The organism is Vicinamibacteria bacterium, assembly GCA_035620555.1.
In the GTDB taxonomy this organism is placed as follows: domain Bacteria; phylum Acidobacteriota; class Vicinamibacteria; order Marinacidobacterales; family SMYC01; genus DASPGQ01.
The window spans coordinates 1-14,333 of sequence record DASPGQ010000707.1 but is presented as its reverse complement, the minus strand read 5'-3'; the positions used below and the strand labels follow the sequence as shown (position 1 = coordinate 14,333).

General features: G+C 62.8%; 13 protein-coding genes. 7 read left to right on the top strand and 6 right to left on the bottom strand.

Annotated features, from left to right (window positions below; genetic code table 11):
* Positions 1-125: 125 nt before the first annotated feature.
* Genes ptsP through VEK15_28440 form a run of 4 tightly spaced genes read left to right on the top strand, consistent with a single transcriptional unit; the run spans position 126 to position 5,359 of the window.
* The gene (ptsP, locus tag VEK15_28455; GenBank protein ID HXV64663.1) at positions 126-1,913 is read left to right on the top strand and encodes a phosphoenolpyruvate--protein phosphotransferase; all 1,788 of its coding nucleotides are present in this window, start codon (positions 126-128) and stop codon (positions 1,911-1,913) included.
* A gap of 51 nt (positions 1,914-1,964) precedes the next feature.
* Entirely contained in the window at positions 1,965-2,288 is a 324-nt protein-coding gene (locus VEK15_28450; protein ID HXV64662.1) for a PadR family transcriptional regulator, read from the top strand.
* Positions 2,285-4,948 carry an ABC transporter permease gene (locus VEK15_28445; protein ID HXV64661.1) on the top strand — a complete coding sequence of 888 codons (2,664 nt, stop codon included), beginning with the start codon at positions 2,285-2,287 and terminating at the stop codon, positions 4,946-4,948. Before VEK15_28450 ends, VEK15_28445 begins: the two co-directional genes overlap by 4 nt.
* Positions 4,949-4,999: 51 nt before the next feature.
* Complete coding sequence (locus tag VEK15_28440; GenBank protein HXV64660.1) at positions 5,000-5,359, top strand: hypothetical protein; 360 nt, start codon at positions 5,000-5,002, stop codon at positions 5,357-5,359.
* Between the two features lie 15 nt (positions 5,360-5,374).
* Here VEK15_28440 and VEK15_28435 read toward each other — a convergent pair whose 3' ends face one another.
* The 5 genes from VEK15_28435 to VEK15_28415 are packed head-to-tail and all read right to left on the bottom strand — an operon-like array spanning position 5,375 to position 12,346.
* Complete coding sequence (locus VEK15_28435; protein ID HXV64659.1) at positions 5,375-5,776, bottom strand: RidA family protein; 402 nt, start codon at positions 5,774-5,776, stop codon at positions 5,375-5,377.
* Entirely contained in the window at positions 5,773-7,389 is a 1,617-nt protein-coding gene (locus tag VEK15_28430; protein ID HXV64658.1) for an AMP-binding protein, read from the bottom strand. The genes VEK15_28435 and VEK15_28430 overlap by 4 nt, the downstream gene beginning before the upstream one ends.
* A complete protein-coding gene (locus tag VEK15_28425) occupies positions 7,386-8,513 on the bottom strand; it encodes an acyl-CoA dehydrogenase family protein (GenBank protein HXV64657.1) in 1,128 nt (375 codons plus the stop codon). The genes VEK15_28430 and VEK15_28425 overlap by 4 nt, the downstream gene beginning before the upstream one ends.
* Positions 8,513-9,322, bottom strand: a complete 810-nt coding sequence (locus tag VEK15_28420) for an enoyl-CoA hydratase family protein (protein ID HXV64656.1) — start codon at positions 9,320-9,322, stop codon at positions 8,513-8,515. The genes VEK15_28425 and VEK15_28420 overlap by 1 nt, the downstream gene beginning before the upstream one ends.
* An 18-nt stretch (positions 9,323-9,340) precedes the next feature.
* The gene (locus VEK15_28415; GenBank protein HXV64655.1) at positions 9,341-12,346 is read right to left on the bottom strand and encodes a PEP/pyruvate-binding domain-containing protein; all 3,006 of its coding nucleotides are present in this window, start codon (positions 12,344-12,346) and stop codon (positions 9,341-9,343) included.
* On the opposite strand from VEK15_28415, the gene VEK15_28410 reads away from it, so the two are divergent.
* The 3 genes from VEK15_28410 (at position 12,345) to VEK15_28400 (ending at position 13,973) form a co-directional block, all read left to right on the top strand.
* A complete protein-coding gene (locus tag VEK15_28410; GenBank protein HXV64654.1) occupies positions 12,345-12,875 on the top strand; it encodes a hypothetical protein in 531 nt (176 codons plus the stop codon). The two genes, VEK15_28415 and VEK15_28410, sit on opposite strands and share 2 nt — an antisense overlap.
* Before the next feature lie 457 nt (positions 12,876-13,332).
* On the top strand, positions 13,333-13,563 hold the full coding sequence (locus VEK15_28405) for a ribbon-helix-helix protein, CopG family (GenBank protein ID HXV64653.1): 231 nt from the start codon (positions 13,333-13,335) through the stop codon (positions 13,561-13,563).
* Positions 13,560-13,973 (top strand): PIN domain-containing protein, encoded by a 414-nt coding sequence (locus VEK15_28400; protein HXV64652.1) that lies wholly within the window; start codon positions 13,560-13,562, stop codon positions 13,971-13,973. Before VEK15_28405 ends, VEK15_28400 begins: the two co-directional genes overlap by 4 nt.
* A 57-nt stretch (positions 13,974-14,030) precedes the next feature.
* Here VEK15_28400 and VEK15_28395 read toward each other — a convergent pair.
* Positions 14,031-14,333: glutamate dehydrogenase (locus VEK15_28395; GenBank protein ID HXV64651.1), on the bottom strand; the 303-nt coding region annotated here is incomplete at its 5' end.

Below are 14,333 nucleotides of genomic sequence, written 5' to 3'. Positions count from 1 at the left end.
TTGTTCTTGGCGGCCGCCGCGGGGAGCGAGATCACCATATCCACCTCGGGTGAGGACGAAGGTGACGCTCTCGAAGCCCTGGTGAAGCTCGTGGCCGAGGGGCTGGGAGAATAGGAGAGGGCGATTTGAGCGCGAGCGCGCCATCGCAGCCGGCCGGGCGGACCAATCCACGCCCTCCGCTGATTCTCAAGGGAACGGGGGTCGCCCCTGGAGTAGCCATTGCCCGCGCACTCTTGTTTCGACATGAAGAGACCCCGCTGTTCCGCGTGTCCCTTCTCCCCCAGGAAGTGCCTCAGGAGTTGGCCCGTGTCTCCGAGGCACGGGAGCTCACCGAGCGTCAGCTGGAGGAAATCAAGAGACGCACCGTCGAGGCTCTGGGAGAAGAGCATGGCTATATCTTCGAAGCGCAGACGCTCATGCTCGAAGATCCCCTTCTCATCGGCCGCATCGAGGAGGTCATTCGCGAGCAGCGGGTGAACGCCGAGTGGGCCCTCAAGGTCGCGGTCGAGGAGCTCGTGGCGGTGTTCGATCGCTTGAGAGACGACTACTTTCGTGCCCGAAGCAGCGATATCTTCGATCTCACCGGTCGTTTGGCGCGCAATCTCGCCGGAGTGCGAAGCACCGTCCTCACGAAGTTGGAGCGCAAGTACATCCTGTTGTCCGAGAACGTGAGACCTTCCGATAGCGCGCAGCTCGGCTGGAGCCACGTGGCGGGACTGGCAATGGAGGCCGGCGGGCGCACGTATCACACGGCCATCATCGCTCGCTCCCTTGGTATTCCCTGCGTCGTCGGGGTGCGGGATTTGATGACCCGGGTCTCCCACGGCGCACCACTGGTGATCGACGGTAGCGAGGGGATCGTCATCGTCAATCCCGACCGTTCTATCCTGCGCGAGTACCGCTCGCGTGGACGGAAATTCAAGAAGCTCGAGCACAAGCTCGCGCATTTGCGGAACCTCCCCGCGGAGACCCGCGACGGCTATCGGGTGGCGCTGCAGGCCAACGTGGAGTTCCCCGAAGAGTGCTCTACCGCCGAACGGAACGGGGCCGAGGGTATCGGGCTCTTTCGATCCGAGTGGTTCCTGACACGCGGACGCAGCGGTTTCCCCAGCGAGGAAGAACAATACCTTGTCTATCGGCGCATGGCGGAGCAGATGAAACCCTGGTCGGTCATCGTGCGGGCTTTCGATCTGTCTCCCGAGCAACTCGGTGACGACACCGGGGATTCGGAAGTGAATCCTGCCCTTGGACTCCGCGCCATCCGCCTGCTTCTGAGACATCGAGATTTGTTCAAAGAGCAGCTGCGCGCCCTCCTGAGGGCCCGAGCACGCGGCAACGTGAAGGTCATGCTGCCGATGGTGAGCGGAGTGGGGGAGCTTCGCCAGGCTCTCTCCGTTCTCGAGGATGCGAAGCGTGAACTGCGCCGGGACGGCTTGGAGTTCAATGAGGACCTACCCTGCGGAGTCACGGTCGAAGTGCCGTCCGCCGCCGCCACCGCGGACCTTCTCGCCAAGGAGGCAGCTTTCTTCAGCATCGGCACCAACGACCTCATCCAGTATCTTCTCGGAGTCGACCGGGCTAACGACCTGGTATCCTACCTGTACGAGCCGTTTCATCCCGCAATCCTCCGGACTCTGAAGTTCGTCATCGACTCGGCCCATGCCGCGGGGATCAAGGTGGGAGTCTGCGGCGAGATGGCGGCCGATCCTCTCATCGTCGCTTTTCTGGTGGGCCTCGGGATCGACGAGCTTTCGATGAACGTCGTCTCGATTCCCATGGCCAAGCACGTCATCCGGCAACTATCGGCCGAAGAGGCGAGGACGGTTGCCGATGAGGTTCTTCGGCTCGCCACGGTGAGCGACGTCTCTTCCTTTCTGAGAGAGCGCCTCGGAGGCTTCGCGCCAACCGAGTAAGTCTCTCGGTATATTATTGACAACTATATTTCTTGTAAATATAGTTGAAGGATGAATCCTTCCTACCACATTCTCGTTTCGCTCGGCGACGGCCCCAAACACGGCTACGCCATCATGCGGGACGTCGCCACCCGGACCGAGGGGGAGATCGAGATCCTGCCGGGAACGCTATACAGCACGATCAAGCGGTTGATCGCCGAGCGCGCCATCGAGGAATGTCCCGCGCCGGACGAGCAGGAGGGCGGCTTTTCTGACGAGCGTCGACGGTACTATCGGTTGACCGCCATCGGACGGGCCGCGGTGCTCGAGGAGACCGACCGTATGGCGATGCTCATCCGGCTCGCTCGCAAGAAGGGCTTCGCGACCTCCCGATGAGTCGCGAGTTGTGGCTCGGGGTGTCCCGGGGCCTCTATCGAGCGTTCCTTTTGGTCTGTCCGCGCGGCTTTCGCGACGAGGTCGGCAGTGACATCGAGAAGTGTTTCGACAGGCTGACGGAGGAAACGTTCGACGAGAAGGGGCCCGCCGGTCTGATTTCTCTCACCTCCCGCGGCCTCATCGATCTGTTGAGAACCGCCGCGCGGGAGCGTTGTTCGGGCGGAAAACGTTTTCGGAAGAGACGAACCATGGACAGGTTGCTCCAGAATCTGCGTTTCGGACTGCGGAGCGCGACGGTCGGTCGAGGGACGTCCGCCCTCGTGGTGGTCACGCTCGGACTCGGTCTCGGTACCCTGGTCGCCGTATTCGACGTCGTCTACCGGGTGTTGTGGCGACCGCTCCCGTTCGAGGAACCCGATCGCTTGGTGGCGCTCTACGAGATCGAAAGCCAGGGAGAGCTCGACCGGGGTAGCGTGGCGCCGGGGAATTTCGCGGATTGGCGAGCCTCGAGTCGCAGCTTCGAGTTCATGGCGGCCTTCAATCAGACCAGTATGAACCTGACCGGGGAAGGCGAGCCGGAGCGTTTGATCGTCTACTCGACATCGTCGACGTTCTTCTCGACCCTCCATATCGAGGCCGCCCTCGGTCGGGTTTTTGCTCCCGACGAGGATCGAGAATCCGCCCCGAGGGTAGCGGTTCTCACGGGCGGCTTGTGGCGCCGGCGCTTCGGTGGTGATCCCGACGTCGTGGGCCGACGCATCCTGCTCGACGATGTGCCTTACGAAATCATAGGGGTGCTTCCACAGGAGTTTCACTTTCCCAGCCGGGATGCCGAGATCTACGTCCCGCACGCGATGAGCACCGAGGAAGCTTCCACCCGCCGCTCGCACTACCTCGACGTGGTTGCCCGGTTGAGAGACGGCGTCAGCCTTTCGAGCGCCCGGGAAGAGATGCGGGCTCTGGGCCGCCTTGTCGCCGAGGCTCATCCCGAGACGAATAGCGGCGAGACCGTCGGTGTCTTTGCGCTCCAGGAGGAGTTGGTCGCTTCGATGAAGCGTCCGCTCGTTCTTCTCCTCGGAGCGATCGTGGGAGTTCTGTTGATCGCCTGCGTCAACGTCGTGAATCTCCTTCTCGCTCGTGGGACCTCACGGCGCCGAGAGCTCTCCATCCGTGCGGCGCTCGGTGCAAGCCGAGCGAGGCTCGCGGGCGAGCTCCTGAGCGAGGCGATGGTGCTGGCCGTTGCCGGAAGTGCCCTGGCTCTCTTGGCGGCCTTATGGGTACGGCGATGGTTCGTCTCCTGGACGCCGCCCCACCTGGCCCTCGACGAAGCCGGGATCAGCGGAGCAGCCGTCCTTTTCACGTTGGCCTCGTGCGCGCTGCTCGGCCTCGGCCTGGGGATGGTGCCCGCGCTCGAGCTGACCCGTCGTCGGTTGCCGACTTCGGTGATCGAAGGAGGCCAGCGGTCGGTCGGTCTCGCGCGCTCGCACACCGGCGTGAGAAAGTTTCTCGTCGTCAGCGAGGTCACGCTCGCGCTGGTTCTTGTCACCGTGTCGGGGCTTCTCTTGCAGAGTTTCTACCGGCTTTCGCGCGAGAGTCCCGGGTTTCGGCCCGAGGAAGTTCTAACCATGCGGGTCGAGCTCTCGCGGACGAAATACGAAGAGCCCCATCAGCGCGTCGCTTTCTATCGGGAGGTTCTCGACCGAATCGAGCATCTTCCCGACGTCGTATCGGCTGGGTTCGTGACGATGTTGCCGCTCACTTTCCAGGGCGGTTCCACGTCATTCGAGATCGAGGGCCGAGAGGAACCTTCCGATTCGGACCGGTTCGCGGTTTTTCGCAGCGTGACCCCGGATTATTTTCGAGCTCTGGGCGTCCCGGTGGTGAGAGGGCGGGTGTTCGATCGTGGTGATTCCTCCGATTCGCCGCGCACTGCCGTGATCAACGAGAGTTTCTTCCGCCGTTTTCTCGGGGAAGTCGAGCCCGTGGGCCAACGGCTCCGTATCTGGGGGGAGCCCCACGAGATTATCGGGATCGTGGGAGACATTCGAGAGCTCGAGCGCGGAGGGGAGCCCGTGCCCGCGCTCTACGTGACGGTATACCAGCGGTCGTTCGGATTCTTCGACCCCCGCGACCTGGCCGTGCGGGCGAGGGGTGACGCGTCCGGCCTCGCGAGGCGCATTCGGGCCGAGATCTGGGCCGTCGACCCCGACCAGCCGATTTCTTACACCCGAGCGATGAATGACATCCTGAACGGTTCGGTGTCCACCGAGAGGCTGCAGATGGTCGTTTTTTCGATCTTCGGAGCCGCGGCGCTCTTGCTTGCCGCTCTGGGAATCTATGGCGTCCTCTCCTACGCGGTGGCGCGGCGGACGAGCGAGATCGCTCTGCGCATGGCACTCGGAGCGAGGAGCTCCGACGTTCTCCGCCTGGTTCTCCTGCAGGGAATGAGGCCCGCGGTGTTGGGAGTGGGCCTGGGCGTCGGTGCCTCCTTGGTTGTGACCCGCTTTTTTGCGGGGATGCTGTACGGCGTCGAGCCGAATGACCCCTGGACGCTTGCGGCCATCACGACGACTCTCACGGCGGTAGCCCTCCTCGCGTGCCTCCTTCCGTCGTGGCGAGCGACGAGAGTCGATCCCCTGGTAGCGCTTCGGGAGGACTAGCAGGCTGATGAAAAGTCAGGGACCCGATATAATGTCTCCAGGAGGTTCTCGATGCGGACGCGGATATCGGTGATGCTGCTGCTGCTGGTCTTGCTGGCTGGTCTCGGCTGGGCGGGCGACGAAGTCGAGGTCGTCGAGCCCGAGTACGTTTGCATGGTCAACGACGCCGCCTACGACAAAGAGCAGGTTCGCGTCGACGTCGACGGGAAGACCTATTACGGTTGCTGCGAGATGTGCAAGGCACGACTGGCGCGAGACGAGAGTCTACGAATCGGAGTCGATCCCGTGAGCGGGAACGAGGTCGACAAGGCGACGGCCGTCATTGGTGCGGATTCCTATCGCCGGGTGTTCTACTTCGAGAACGCGGAAAACCTCGCCAAATTCAACGAGAAGCTGAAGAAATCCGAATAGCTCGGGCCGCTCGGGTTAGTCCCGGGGCACCACCGCGGTCGTCTCGATCTCGATGCGCGCCCCATCCTCGACGAGCCCCTTGACCTCGACCACCGCCATTGCGGGGTAGCTGCGGCCCATGAGCTCACGATAAACCAGCCCGATCTCCTGCAACTGCGTTAAGTACTCCCGCTTGTCGCAAAGGTACCAGGTCATTCGAACGACGTGCTCGGGTCCGGCGCCCGCCTCGGCCAGGACCGCCAGGGTGTTCGCCAGAGCGTTTCTCAGCTGCTCCAGAAGGGTCTCGGGAAAACGTTGGCTTTTGTCCCAGCCGACTTGTCCTGCCACGAACACCAGGCTTCCCTGCGCTTCGATACCGTGGGAATAGCCGCGGCCACGGGGCCAGCCGGCCGGCGTGAGCACGCGATGGATCGTCATGGGCCCTTCCTCTCCGATTCGAGCTCTCTCAACTTGAACCGCTGGATCTTGCCGGTCTCGGTGCGGGGCAAGCTTTCGACGAACGCAACTTTGCGCGGATACTTGTACGGGGCGATGCGCGCTTTGACGAACTCTTTGAGCTCATTCGCCAGAGAGTCGTTCGGGTCGTGCCCCTCTGCGAGGACGACGAAGGCCTTGACGACATTGCCTCGCTCGGGATCGGGCGAGGCGACGCAGGCGCAATCGGCCACGGCGTCATGGGCCAGGAGCGCCTCTTCGACCTCCGGCCCCGAGATGTTGTAGCCGGCGGAGATGATCATGTCGTCCACGCGGGCCTGGAACCAGAAATAGCCGTCCTCGTCGACGAGGTAGGCGTCGCCGGTGAAATTCCAGCCGTTTTGCACGTACTCTTTCTGGCGCTCGTCTTCGAGGTAGCGGCAGCCGGTCGGGCCGCGGACCCCGAGTCGGCCGACCGTTCCCGGCGGAAGCGGGCTCAGGGAGTCGTCGAAGACCCGAGCCTCGTAACCGTAAACGGGTTTGCCGGTCGCCCCCATCCGGATGTCTTTGCCGGCGGCACTGATGAAAATATGAAACATCTCCGTGGATCCGATGCCGTCGATCGCTCTGAGGCCGGTAGCTTCTTCCCAGGCCTGAGCGGTTGGCAGGGGAAGGGTCTCGCCCGCCGAGACGCAATGCCGGAGGCTCGAGAGATCCTTGCTCCGGACCAGCGGCAGCATCGCGCGATAGGCGGTCGGAGCGGTCGAGAGAACACTTACCCGATGGCGAGCGGTACTCTCGATCATCGCCTCGGGAGACGGCTTCTCGATGAGCACCGTGCTCGCGCCGATCCTCATGGGGAATACCACGTGCATCCCGAGACCGAAGGTAAACGCGATCGGGGGCGAACCGGTGAAAACGTCGCCTGCATCGCACGGCAATGTCCGTTTGAAGAAGCTGTCGGCCGATGCGAGGAGATCGCGGTGGAAGTGAACGCATCCTTTGGGGGGACCGGTGGTGCCCGAAGTGAAAGCGATCAGCACCGGGTCGTCGACCGCGGTGGCCACGTTCGCGAAGTGGGGAGGTCTCGTCTTCGCCCGCCTCGAAAGCTCCTCGAAGGTGACGATACGCGTCAGCGCGGCGACCGACGCGATCTCCTCGCTCAAACGGGCGTCGCAAAGGGCGAGCTCGACTCTCGCCTTTTGAGCGATGAGCTCGATCTCCCGCCTCCTCAAGAGCGGCATGGTTGCCACGACGATTCCCCCCGCTTTCGCCACCGCCATCCAGGAGGCAACCATCAAAGGGGTGTTCGGCGCGCGGAGCAAGACGCGATTCCCCGGCACCAGTCCCAGCTCGTCGACCAGCACGGCTGCGATTCGATTGGCCTCTTCGTAGAGCCGGCCGTAGGACCAGACCTCCGTGTCGGTGACGAGACAGGGCGCGTCACCTCGTCCGGCGATCACATGCGCGTCCAGGAGCTCCGAGGCGACGTTGACTTGCGGAGGGTAGGCGAGCTCGGGGAGCTCGAACAGGAGAACGGGCCAGTCGTCTTTCGGGGGAAGATGATCGCGGACGAATGGATCCGTGTGAGCCGTCTTTCCAGTGGGAATCGTCATCGCCGCGAGTATTCGGCACGGGTCTGACGCGCGAGAATGAGCTTGTGGATCTCCGTGGTGCCTTCGTAGATTCGAAGCGCTCGAACTTCACGGTAGAGCCTCTCGACCACGCTTCCCCTCACGACTCCGGCGGCGCCGAAGAGCTGTACGGCGTCGTCGACGACGCGCTGGGCGGCCTCGGTCGCGTACATCTTCGCCATCGATGATTCCTTGGTCACTCGCCCGGCGCCTCGATCCTTGAGCCAGGCCGCTCGATAGACGAGAAGAGCCGAGGCGTCGATGGCCGTCGTCATGTCGGCGAGCTTCGCCTGCACCAGCTGGAAGTCGGCCAGCTTCTGGCCGAACTGGACTCGACTCTCGACGCGGGCCATCGCTTCGTCGAGGGCGCGACGGGCGAAGCCGAGAGCGGCGGCACCCACGGTGGAGCGGAAGATGTCCAGGGTCGCCATCGCGATCTCGAAACCCTGTCCCGGCTGGCCTACCAGGCGATGCGCCGGCAGGCGGCAGTTCTCGAACGCCAGAGTGGCAAGTGGGTGCGGGGCCACGACCTCGATTTCCTCGGCAATGTGAAACCCGGGGTCGTTCGCCTCCACCACGAAGGCGCTCAGGCCTTTCGTACCGCGAGTCTCCTCGCTTCGGGCGAAGACGACGTAATAGTCGGCCAGACCGCCGTTCGAGATCCAGGTCTTGACTCCGTTGAGGACGTATTCGTCGGCCGATCGCTCGGCCCGGGTCGAGATGGCTCCCACGTCGGATCCCGCGTCGGGCTCGGATAGAGCGAAGGCCGCGATTCGCTCACCGTTGCGGGTTCCGGGAAGGTATCGTTCCTTGAGGGCTTCGGATCCGAAAACGTCGATGGGGGCGCTGCCGAGACCCTGTATCGCGAAAGCGAAGTCCGCCAGACCATGATGATGAGCGAGTCGTTCGCGAAGAAGACACAGCGAGCGCACGTCTGAAGGAGCGAGAAAGCCCCCGGCGGCGAGGGCCTTCACGAGCCGGGCGCAGGTTCGCCGTTCGTCCGCGGTATCGTCGATGGAGCCGAGGCCTGAGGGAATCCAGGCGGCCATGCGTTGGTCCAGAAGCCGGTGTCGCTCGTCGAAGAAGGGCCATTCGAGGTGCGACATCACTTCCCCTCGAACTCGGGCTTCTGTTTGCTCACAAAAGCACGGTAGGCCCTCTCGAAGTCCGACGTCTGCATGCAGATGGCCTGTGCCTGGGCCTCGGCCTCGATCGCCGTCTCGAGGCTCATCGCCCATTCCTGGTCGAGCTGGGTCTTGGTCATCATGTGAGCGAAACTGGGTCCCGATGCGAGCGAGAGGGCCAGCTCCTGGGCTTCCTTCACGAGGGTCTCGGACGAGCACAGCCGATTGTAAAACCCCCAGCGCTCGGCTTCGGTCCCGCTCATCGTTCGCCCGGTGAACAGGAGCTCCGCGGCGCGTCCCTGGCCGATGATACGGGGAAGCATCGCGCAAGCTCCCATGTCACATCCGGCGAGCCCGACCCGGGTGAAAAGAAAAGCGGTCTTGCTCTCGGGAGTCGAGAGTCGGAGATCGCTGGCCATCGCCAGGATCGCCCCGGCCCCGACGCAAACGCCGTCGACGGCGGCGACGATGGGCTGGGGGGCGCGACGCATCGCCTTCACCAGGTCGCCCGTCATCCGGGTGAAGCGAAGCAGGCCTTTCATGTCCATCTTCGTGAGTGGCCCGATGATCTCGTGGACGTCTCCTCCGGAGCAGAAATTCCCCCCATCGCCGGCGATGACGATACCCCGTACGTCATCGACTTCGACCAATTGGAGAAACGTGTCACGGAGCTCCGCGTAGATCTCGAAGGTCAGGGGATTCTTCCGTTCCGGACGCGACAGCGTGATCGTCGCCACCGGACCCTGGATCTCCCATCGGAAGTGCTTCGGCTCCAGATTCTTTCCCTGCAAGGCGCCTCGCTTTCTAGCTTACCGGTGAGCTTCCCCGAGCCCCGGCTTGAGGATCACGCCTTCACGCTTCTTCCCGTCCATCTTCACGAACAGGGGAGCATCCAGGCGCACGTGCCGAACGGCTCCGTCCTCGAACCGTGCCGGCTGCGCCGCGAGCCAGGTCCAGTCGAGATATCCCTCACCCGCTTCGGGGTTGACGGTGAAGTAGCCGACGTTGTTCGAGCTCAAGTTCTGAAAGAAATGCGTCCCTTGAGACGGTGAGACGTGATGGTCGCGAAAGCCGGCTTCCACGATGACGCGAGCCCCGGCGATCTGCGGCCAGGTGACGGGAATCCCGAGCGTTGGCTCGTTGGAGCCCCAGCGACCCACGCCGATCAGGACGTAAGGCCGTCCTTCGGAGCGCAGGCCGGCGTTGAGCCGGGACACGACCTCGGCGGTCTTCCGGCTCTCGGATCTCTCGAAACGGTGATAGTCCACGACCACGGCGTCGTAGAGATTTCGCAGCAGGCCGTGCCCGAGAACGCTCTGGCTCCGGCAGAGAACGGTATCCGGGTCAAGCTCTCCGATGACGACATCGTCCAGCTCGCCGGTGAGGGCGAGGGGGCGAAGTTGCAGGAAGCCGAACTCTCGCTTCCCCGTGGGAGTGGACGTCAGATCGACGGCAAACTCGAGCTCCACATCCGAGCTGGTTCCCCGCTTGGAGATTTCGAGGAGTATTTCGAGGATTTCCGCAAGCGGAAAAGCATCATGCTTGAGGATGGAAGCGAGAGTGACGATCCGGATTCCCGTTCGCGAGACGCCGTCGTAGACCGCGTCGTTCTCGGGGGAGTAGGTCGACGCGAGAAGCGACAGGGTTCCATCCTCTGCGGCTGCCGATAGATCCCATGGATGCACGCCCGCAGAATCGGCTCGAGGCCTCGGGCCGATGTCGACGGCGTAGAATTGCCGCTGGGAGTTCTCCAAGAGGGACCGGACCGAGGAAGCCTCGAGGAGATGGCGCGGATACTTCGGCGAAAAGCGAACGCATGCCCCGCCCTCCATCACCGTCTTTCCCAGGCCGAGGGCCACGGCGGCGATTCCATCCTGGCTCTTGGCTGGCGGCCTCGCGTAGAAATCACAGGAACGGGCGACGCCGGAAAAATCGGGATAGAACCTCGGGCCGTGCGGAGATCCGACCACCTTCTGGACGATCACCGCCATTTTCTCCTCCTCCAGCCGATACTGGGTGGCGTCGAAGAATGCCTTCGCCCTCGCGGAGAACGTCGAGGCGTAGACGCGTTTCACCGCGTAGAGGAGCTGCTCGAGCCGGACATCGATCCGCGGGTGATCGTTCGGAAGCATATAGGTCTCATACACGCCGGCAAAGGGTTGAAACTGGGAGTCCTCGAGCAGGCTCGAGGAGCGCACCGCGAGGGGGTACTGGTGTCTTGTGAGAAAAGCCTTGAGGTCCTTCTTCAGCTCGCGGTGAAACCACGTCCTCCGGAACCGCCGGAGGAGATCCTCGTCGGAATCGCACTGAAGGGCGAAGTCGGCCAACCCGTTGTCTTCGATGAATCGATCGAACACCTCGGTTCCCAGGACGACCGATGTGGGAACGGAGATATTCACGCCGGGAAAGAAGCGGTCGATGTCATATTGATTGAGAAGCTTGGCAATGAAAGCGAGCCCTCGAGCCTTGCCCCCGAGCGAGCCCCCGCCGATGCGGTAGAAGCTTGCCGTCGCGTCGAAGCTCGCACGATCGAAATCGACGACCTCGCCGCGGTTTCGCTCCATTCGATACTCGGCAATGGCTTCGACGACCATTTCTCGCAAGTCCTCGAGCGAGGCGAACTCCGACACCTTGCGAGGACGCAGCTTGTCCGCGAGCGCGAACTCGGTGCGGGCCTTGAGCCAGTTGGAGAAGTCGTTGCGCTTGCCGTGGTAGGCGATGCTCTCGGCGGGAACGGTTTCGAGCAGATGCTCGAGCGTCTTCAGGTCCGACGCCCTTCCCACTTCCATCCCGTCGGGAAGGCGAAACACGAAATCACCGATCCTCAGGCTTTCGACCATGAAGCGTCGTACCTGGTTCAGAAGGCGAGGGGAGCCCTTCAAGAGAAACGACGCTCCTACCGACTGCGCCAACGCCTCGTTCTCCGGATGGCTCGATTGCAACATGATGGGAAGATCCGGCCGAGCTTGGCGGACCGCCTGGGCGAGTTGGGCGCCCGCGTCGCGGCTGGGCTTGCCGCCGCGGGGAAACTGGACGTCGGAGATGATGCCCAGGATCTCGTCGGAGTACCGTTCGAAATATCCGATGGCCTCCTCGTAGTCGGTGCAGAGGAGAATCTTGGGGCGCGCACGAATCCGCATGAGCTTGTCGGAGAGGTTGAGACCCTCGGGCATCAGACTCTGCGAGTGCTTGACCAGCTCGGTGTAAATCACCGGAAGGAACGACGAGTAGTACCGGATGTTGTCTTCGACGAGTATGATGGCGGGAACCCCCACGACGCCTACGTCGTGCTCGACGTTCATCCGGTCTTCCATGTACTTGACGATGGCGAGCAGGATCCGGACGTCACCCTGCCACAGGAAAGTCCGTTCGACCGAGGACATGTCGTTTCGCGCGACGAACTCCTGGAGCCCCCGTCGATCGTAAGCCAGGAGAATTACGGGAGTCTGGATTCCCTCGCGACGGAGCGCAGCGACGAGCTGGAGCACGTTCATGTCCGCGAGCTCGATGGAGGTGATGATGAGGTTGTATCGATAAGACTGGCGTGCCAGCGCGACGGCCTCCTTACCCGTGAACACCCGGGTTATGTTGGGCGTATGGCGGAGGTTGAGCTCGAGGAACTCGCTGAGGAATTGTTCGTTGAGACGTCCATCCTGCGAGAGGGTGTAGTAGTCATAGAAGGTGGCGACGAGCAGAACATCCTGCACCCTTTGCTGCATCAAGTCCTGGAAGCCGAGGAAGCGTCGCGAGCGGGGAGAGAGCTCGTCTACCGGGATGGCGAGTCGTCCGGGCACGGGTGAATTATAGTAGCTCATGCGTGGCGACTTGATGTTAGCGGGTGGGCTCGGAGCCCTTTCGGTCTTGGGGCTCCAGCAGCTGACCCAGACCGTCGTGGTCAACCTGGAGAACCCTCACCCGGTGATAGGGGACGTCACCGTGGCCAAGCCCATCCCCCATTCCAATACGCAGAGCCTGATGGACGTGGTGGTGGCGTCCGCCCGCCGAGACCAACCGAGTCTCTGGACCGAGGCAGGGATGTTGGAGACGGACGGATTTACCTCGGTCGTCCTGAGCCTGCATGGGCAACTGCGAGGCGCTCCAAGCGCCCCGGGCAGCATCGGCCTCATCCTCGTTCCCGAGGATGAGGATGTTTTGAGCGCCCTGGCGGAAGGGGAAGTGCACCTGACCCTCGAAGCGGTGGCAGAGCCCGTGCCCACCGGCGGTCTCTACTTCAGCGGCTCCCGCGCGGCACTCTCGGTGGCGTTTCCCCGCTATCGAGCTTTCCTCTACAACACAACCGACCGGAGTGCGTCGGTCAACGTATTCGCGTATCTGACGCATTAGACCCGCCAAGCGGCCGCCTTGATCGTCCACGAAAGCGCATTGGCTCGCCGCTCGCAGTCGGGAGTGTGTAGAAAAGTTACTCGGTCTGGACCGAGTTGAGTGCGAGAAGGTGACGGAAACGCCCCGCCAGTACCCGAAGGTGGCCTCTCTTCGTCGCGAAATGCTCCTGCGAGCGCTTCAACCGCTATCTCGACCGGGCCCCTCGTCGTCCCGACCATCGGGCATGACCGCGAGCTCGCGTTCTTCTCGGAAAGGCCGTAGTCACGGTATCGACAACGTTTATGCAGTTCTCTATAGTGGGTTCAGAAGAGGGGCAGGAATTCATGGCGAGCACGGTGATGATCTAGCGCGCCGACAGGTCGAAACGCGCTCTGATCGACCGTGCCGCCGAGGCGGTCGGAAAGAACCGCTCGCGCCCATTTGACAAAACCAACTGTGCCATATATGGTTGCCATATATGGCACTCATCAAGACCACCGTGTATCTGACGGATCGTGAGTACAGCCGGCTCAAGGAGTTAGCCCGCGAACAGAATCGGCCTGCCGCCGAGCTGGTGCGCGAAGCCGTGGCCGAATACGCGCGTCACCACGGACCGCGCCGGGCTCCTAGAAGTCTCGGTGCCGGGCACAGCGGAAGAGGCGATATCAGCGAGCGCGCCGAGGAGCTGCTCGACGGTTTGGGTCGATGATCGTCGCCGATACCGGAGCCGTCGTGGCCCTCATCGATCGGGACGACGCACATCACCGAGCTCTCCTCGCGCTCTTCAAGAAGGACCCCTACCAGTGGCTGTTGCCATGGGCGATCTTGCCCGAGGTCGACTACTTGCTAACGAGCTACGTTGGCATCGATGCTGAACGGGAGTTCGTCTCCGACATCGCGAACGGATCGTTTCGCACGGACTGGGGCGTGGACGAAGACCTCCGACGAGCCGACGAGCTCAACCGCCAATACAAAGACTTGAAGCTGGGGCTCGTCGACACGATCGTCATGGCCATTGCCGAGCGGACTCGTGCGGACGCCATCGCAACCATCGACGAGCGGCATTTCGGCGCCGTGCTCCTCGAAGGTGCGCCCCGCTTGCTGCCTCGGGATCTCTAGCGATAGCGAAATCAGACCCTTAACATCGAGATAGAGGTCCTCTCGGAGGCCGGTAAGCTAGACCAGCCCCTGATCCAGCATCGCATCCGCTACCTTGAGAAAGCCGGCGATGTTGGCGCCGTTCACGTAGTTGTGAGGCGTGCCGAATCGCTCCGCGGCTTCCACGCAGGCGGCGTGGATACTCCTCATCAGGATCTGGAGTCTCTGGTCGACCTCTTCGCGGGTCCAGCTGTAACGCATGCTGTTCTGCGCCATCTCCAGGCCGGAAACCGCGACTCCGCCAGCGTTGGCCGCTTTGCCCGGGCCAAAAAGAATACGCCGGTCCACGAAGCGCTCCACCGCTTCGGGCGTAGACGGCAT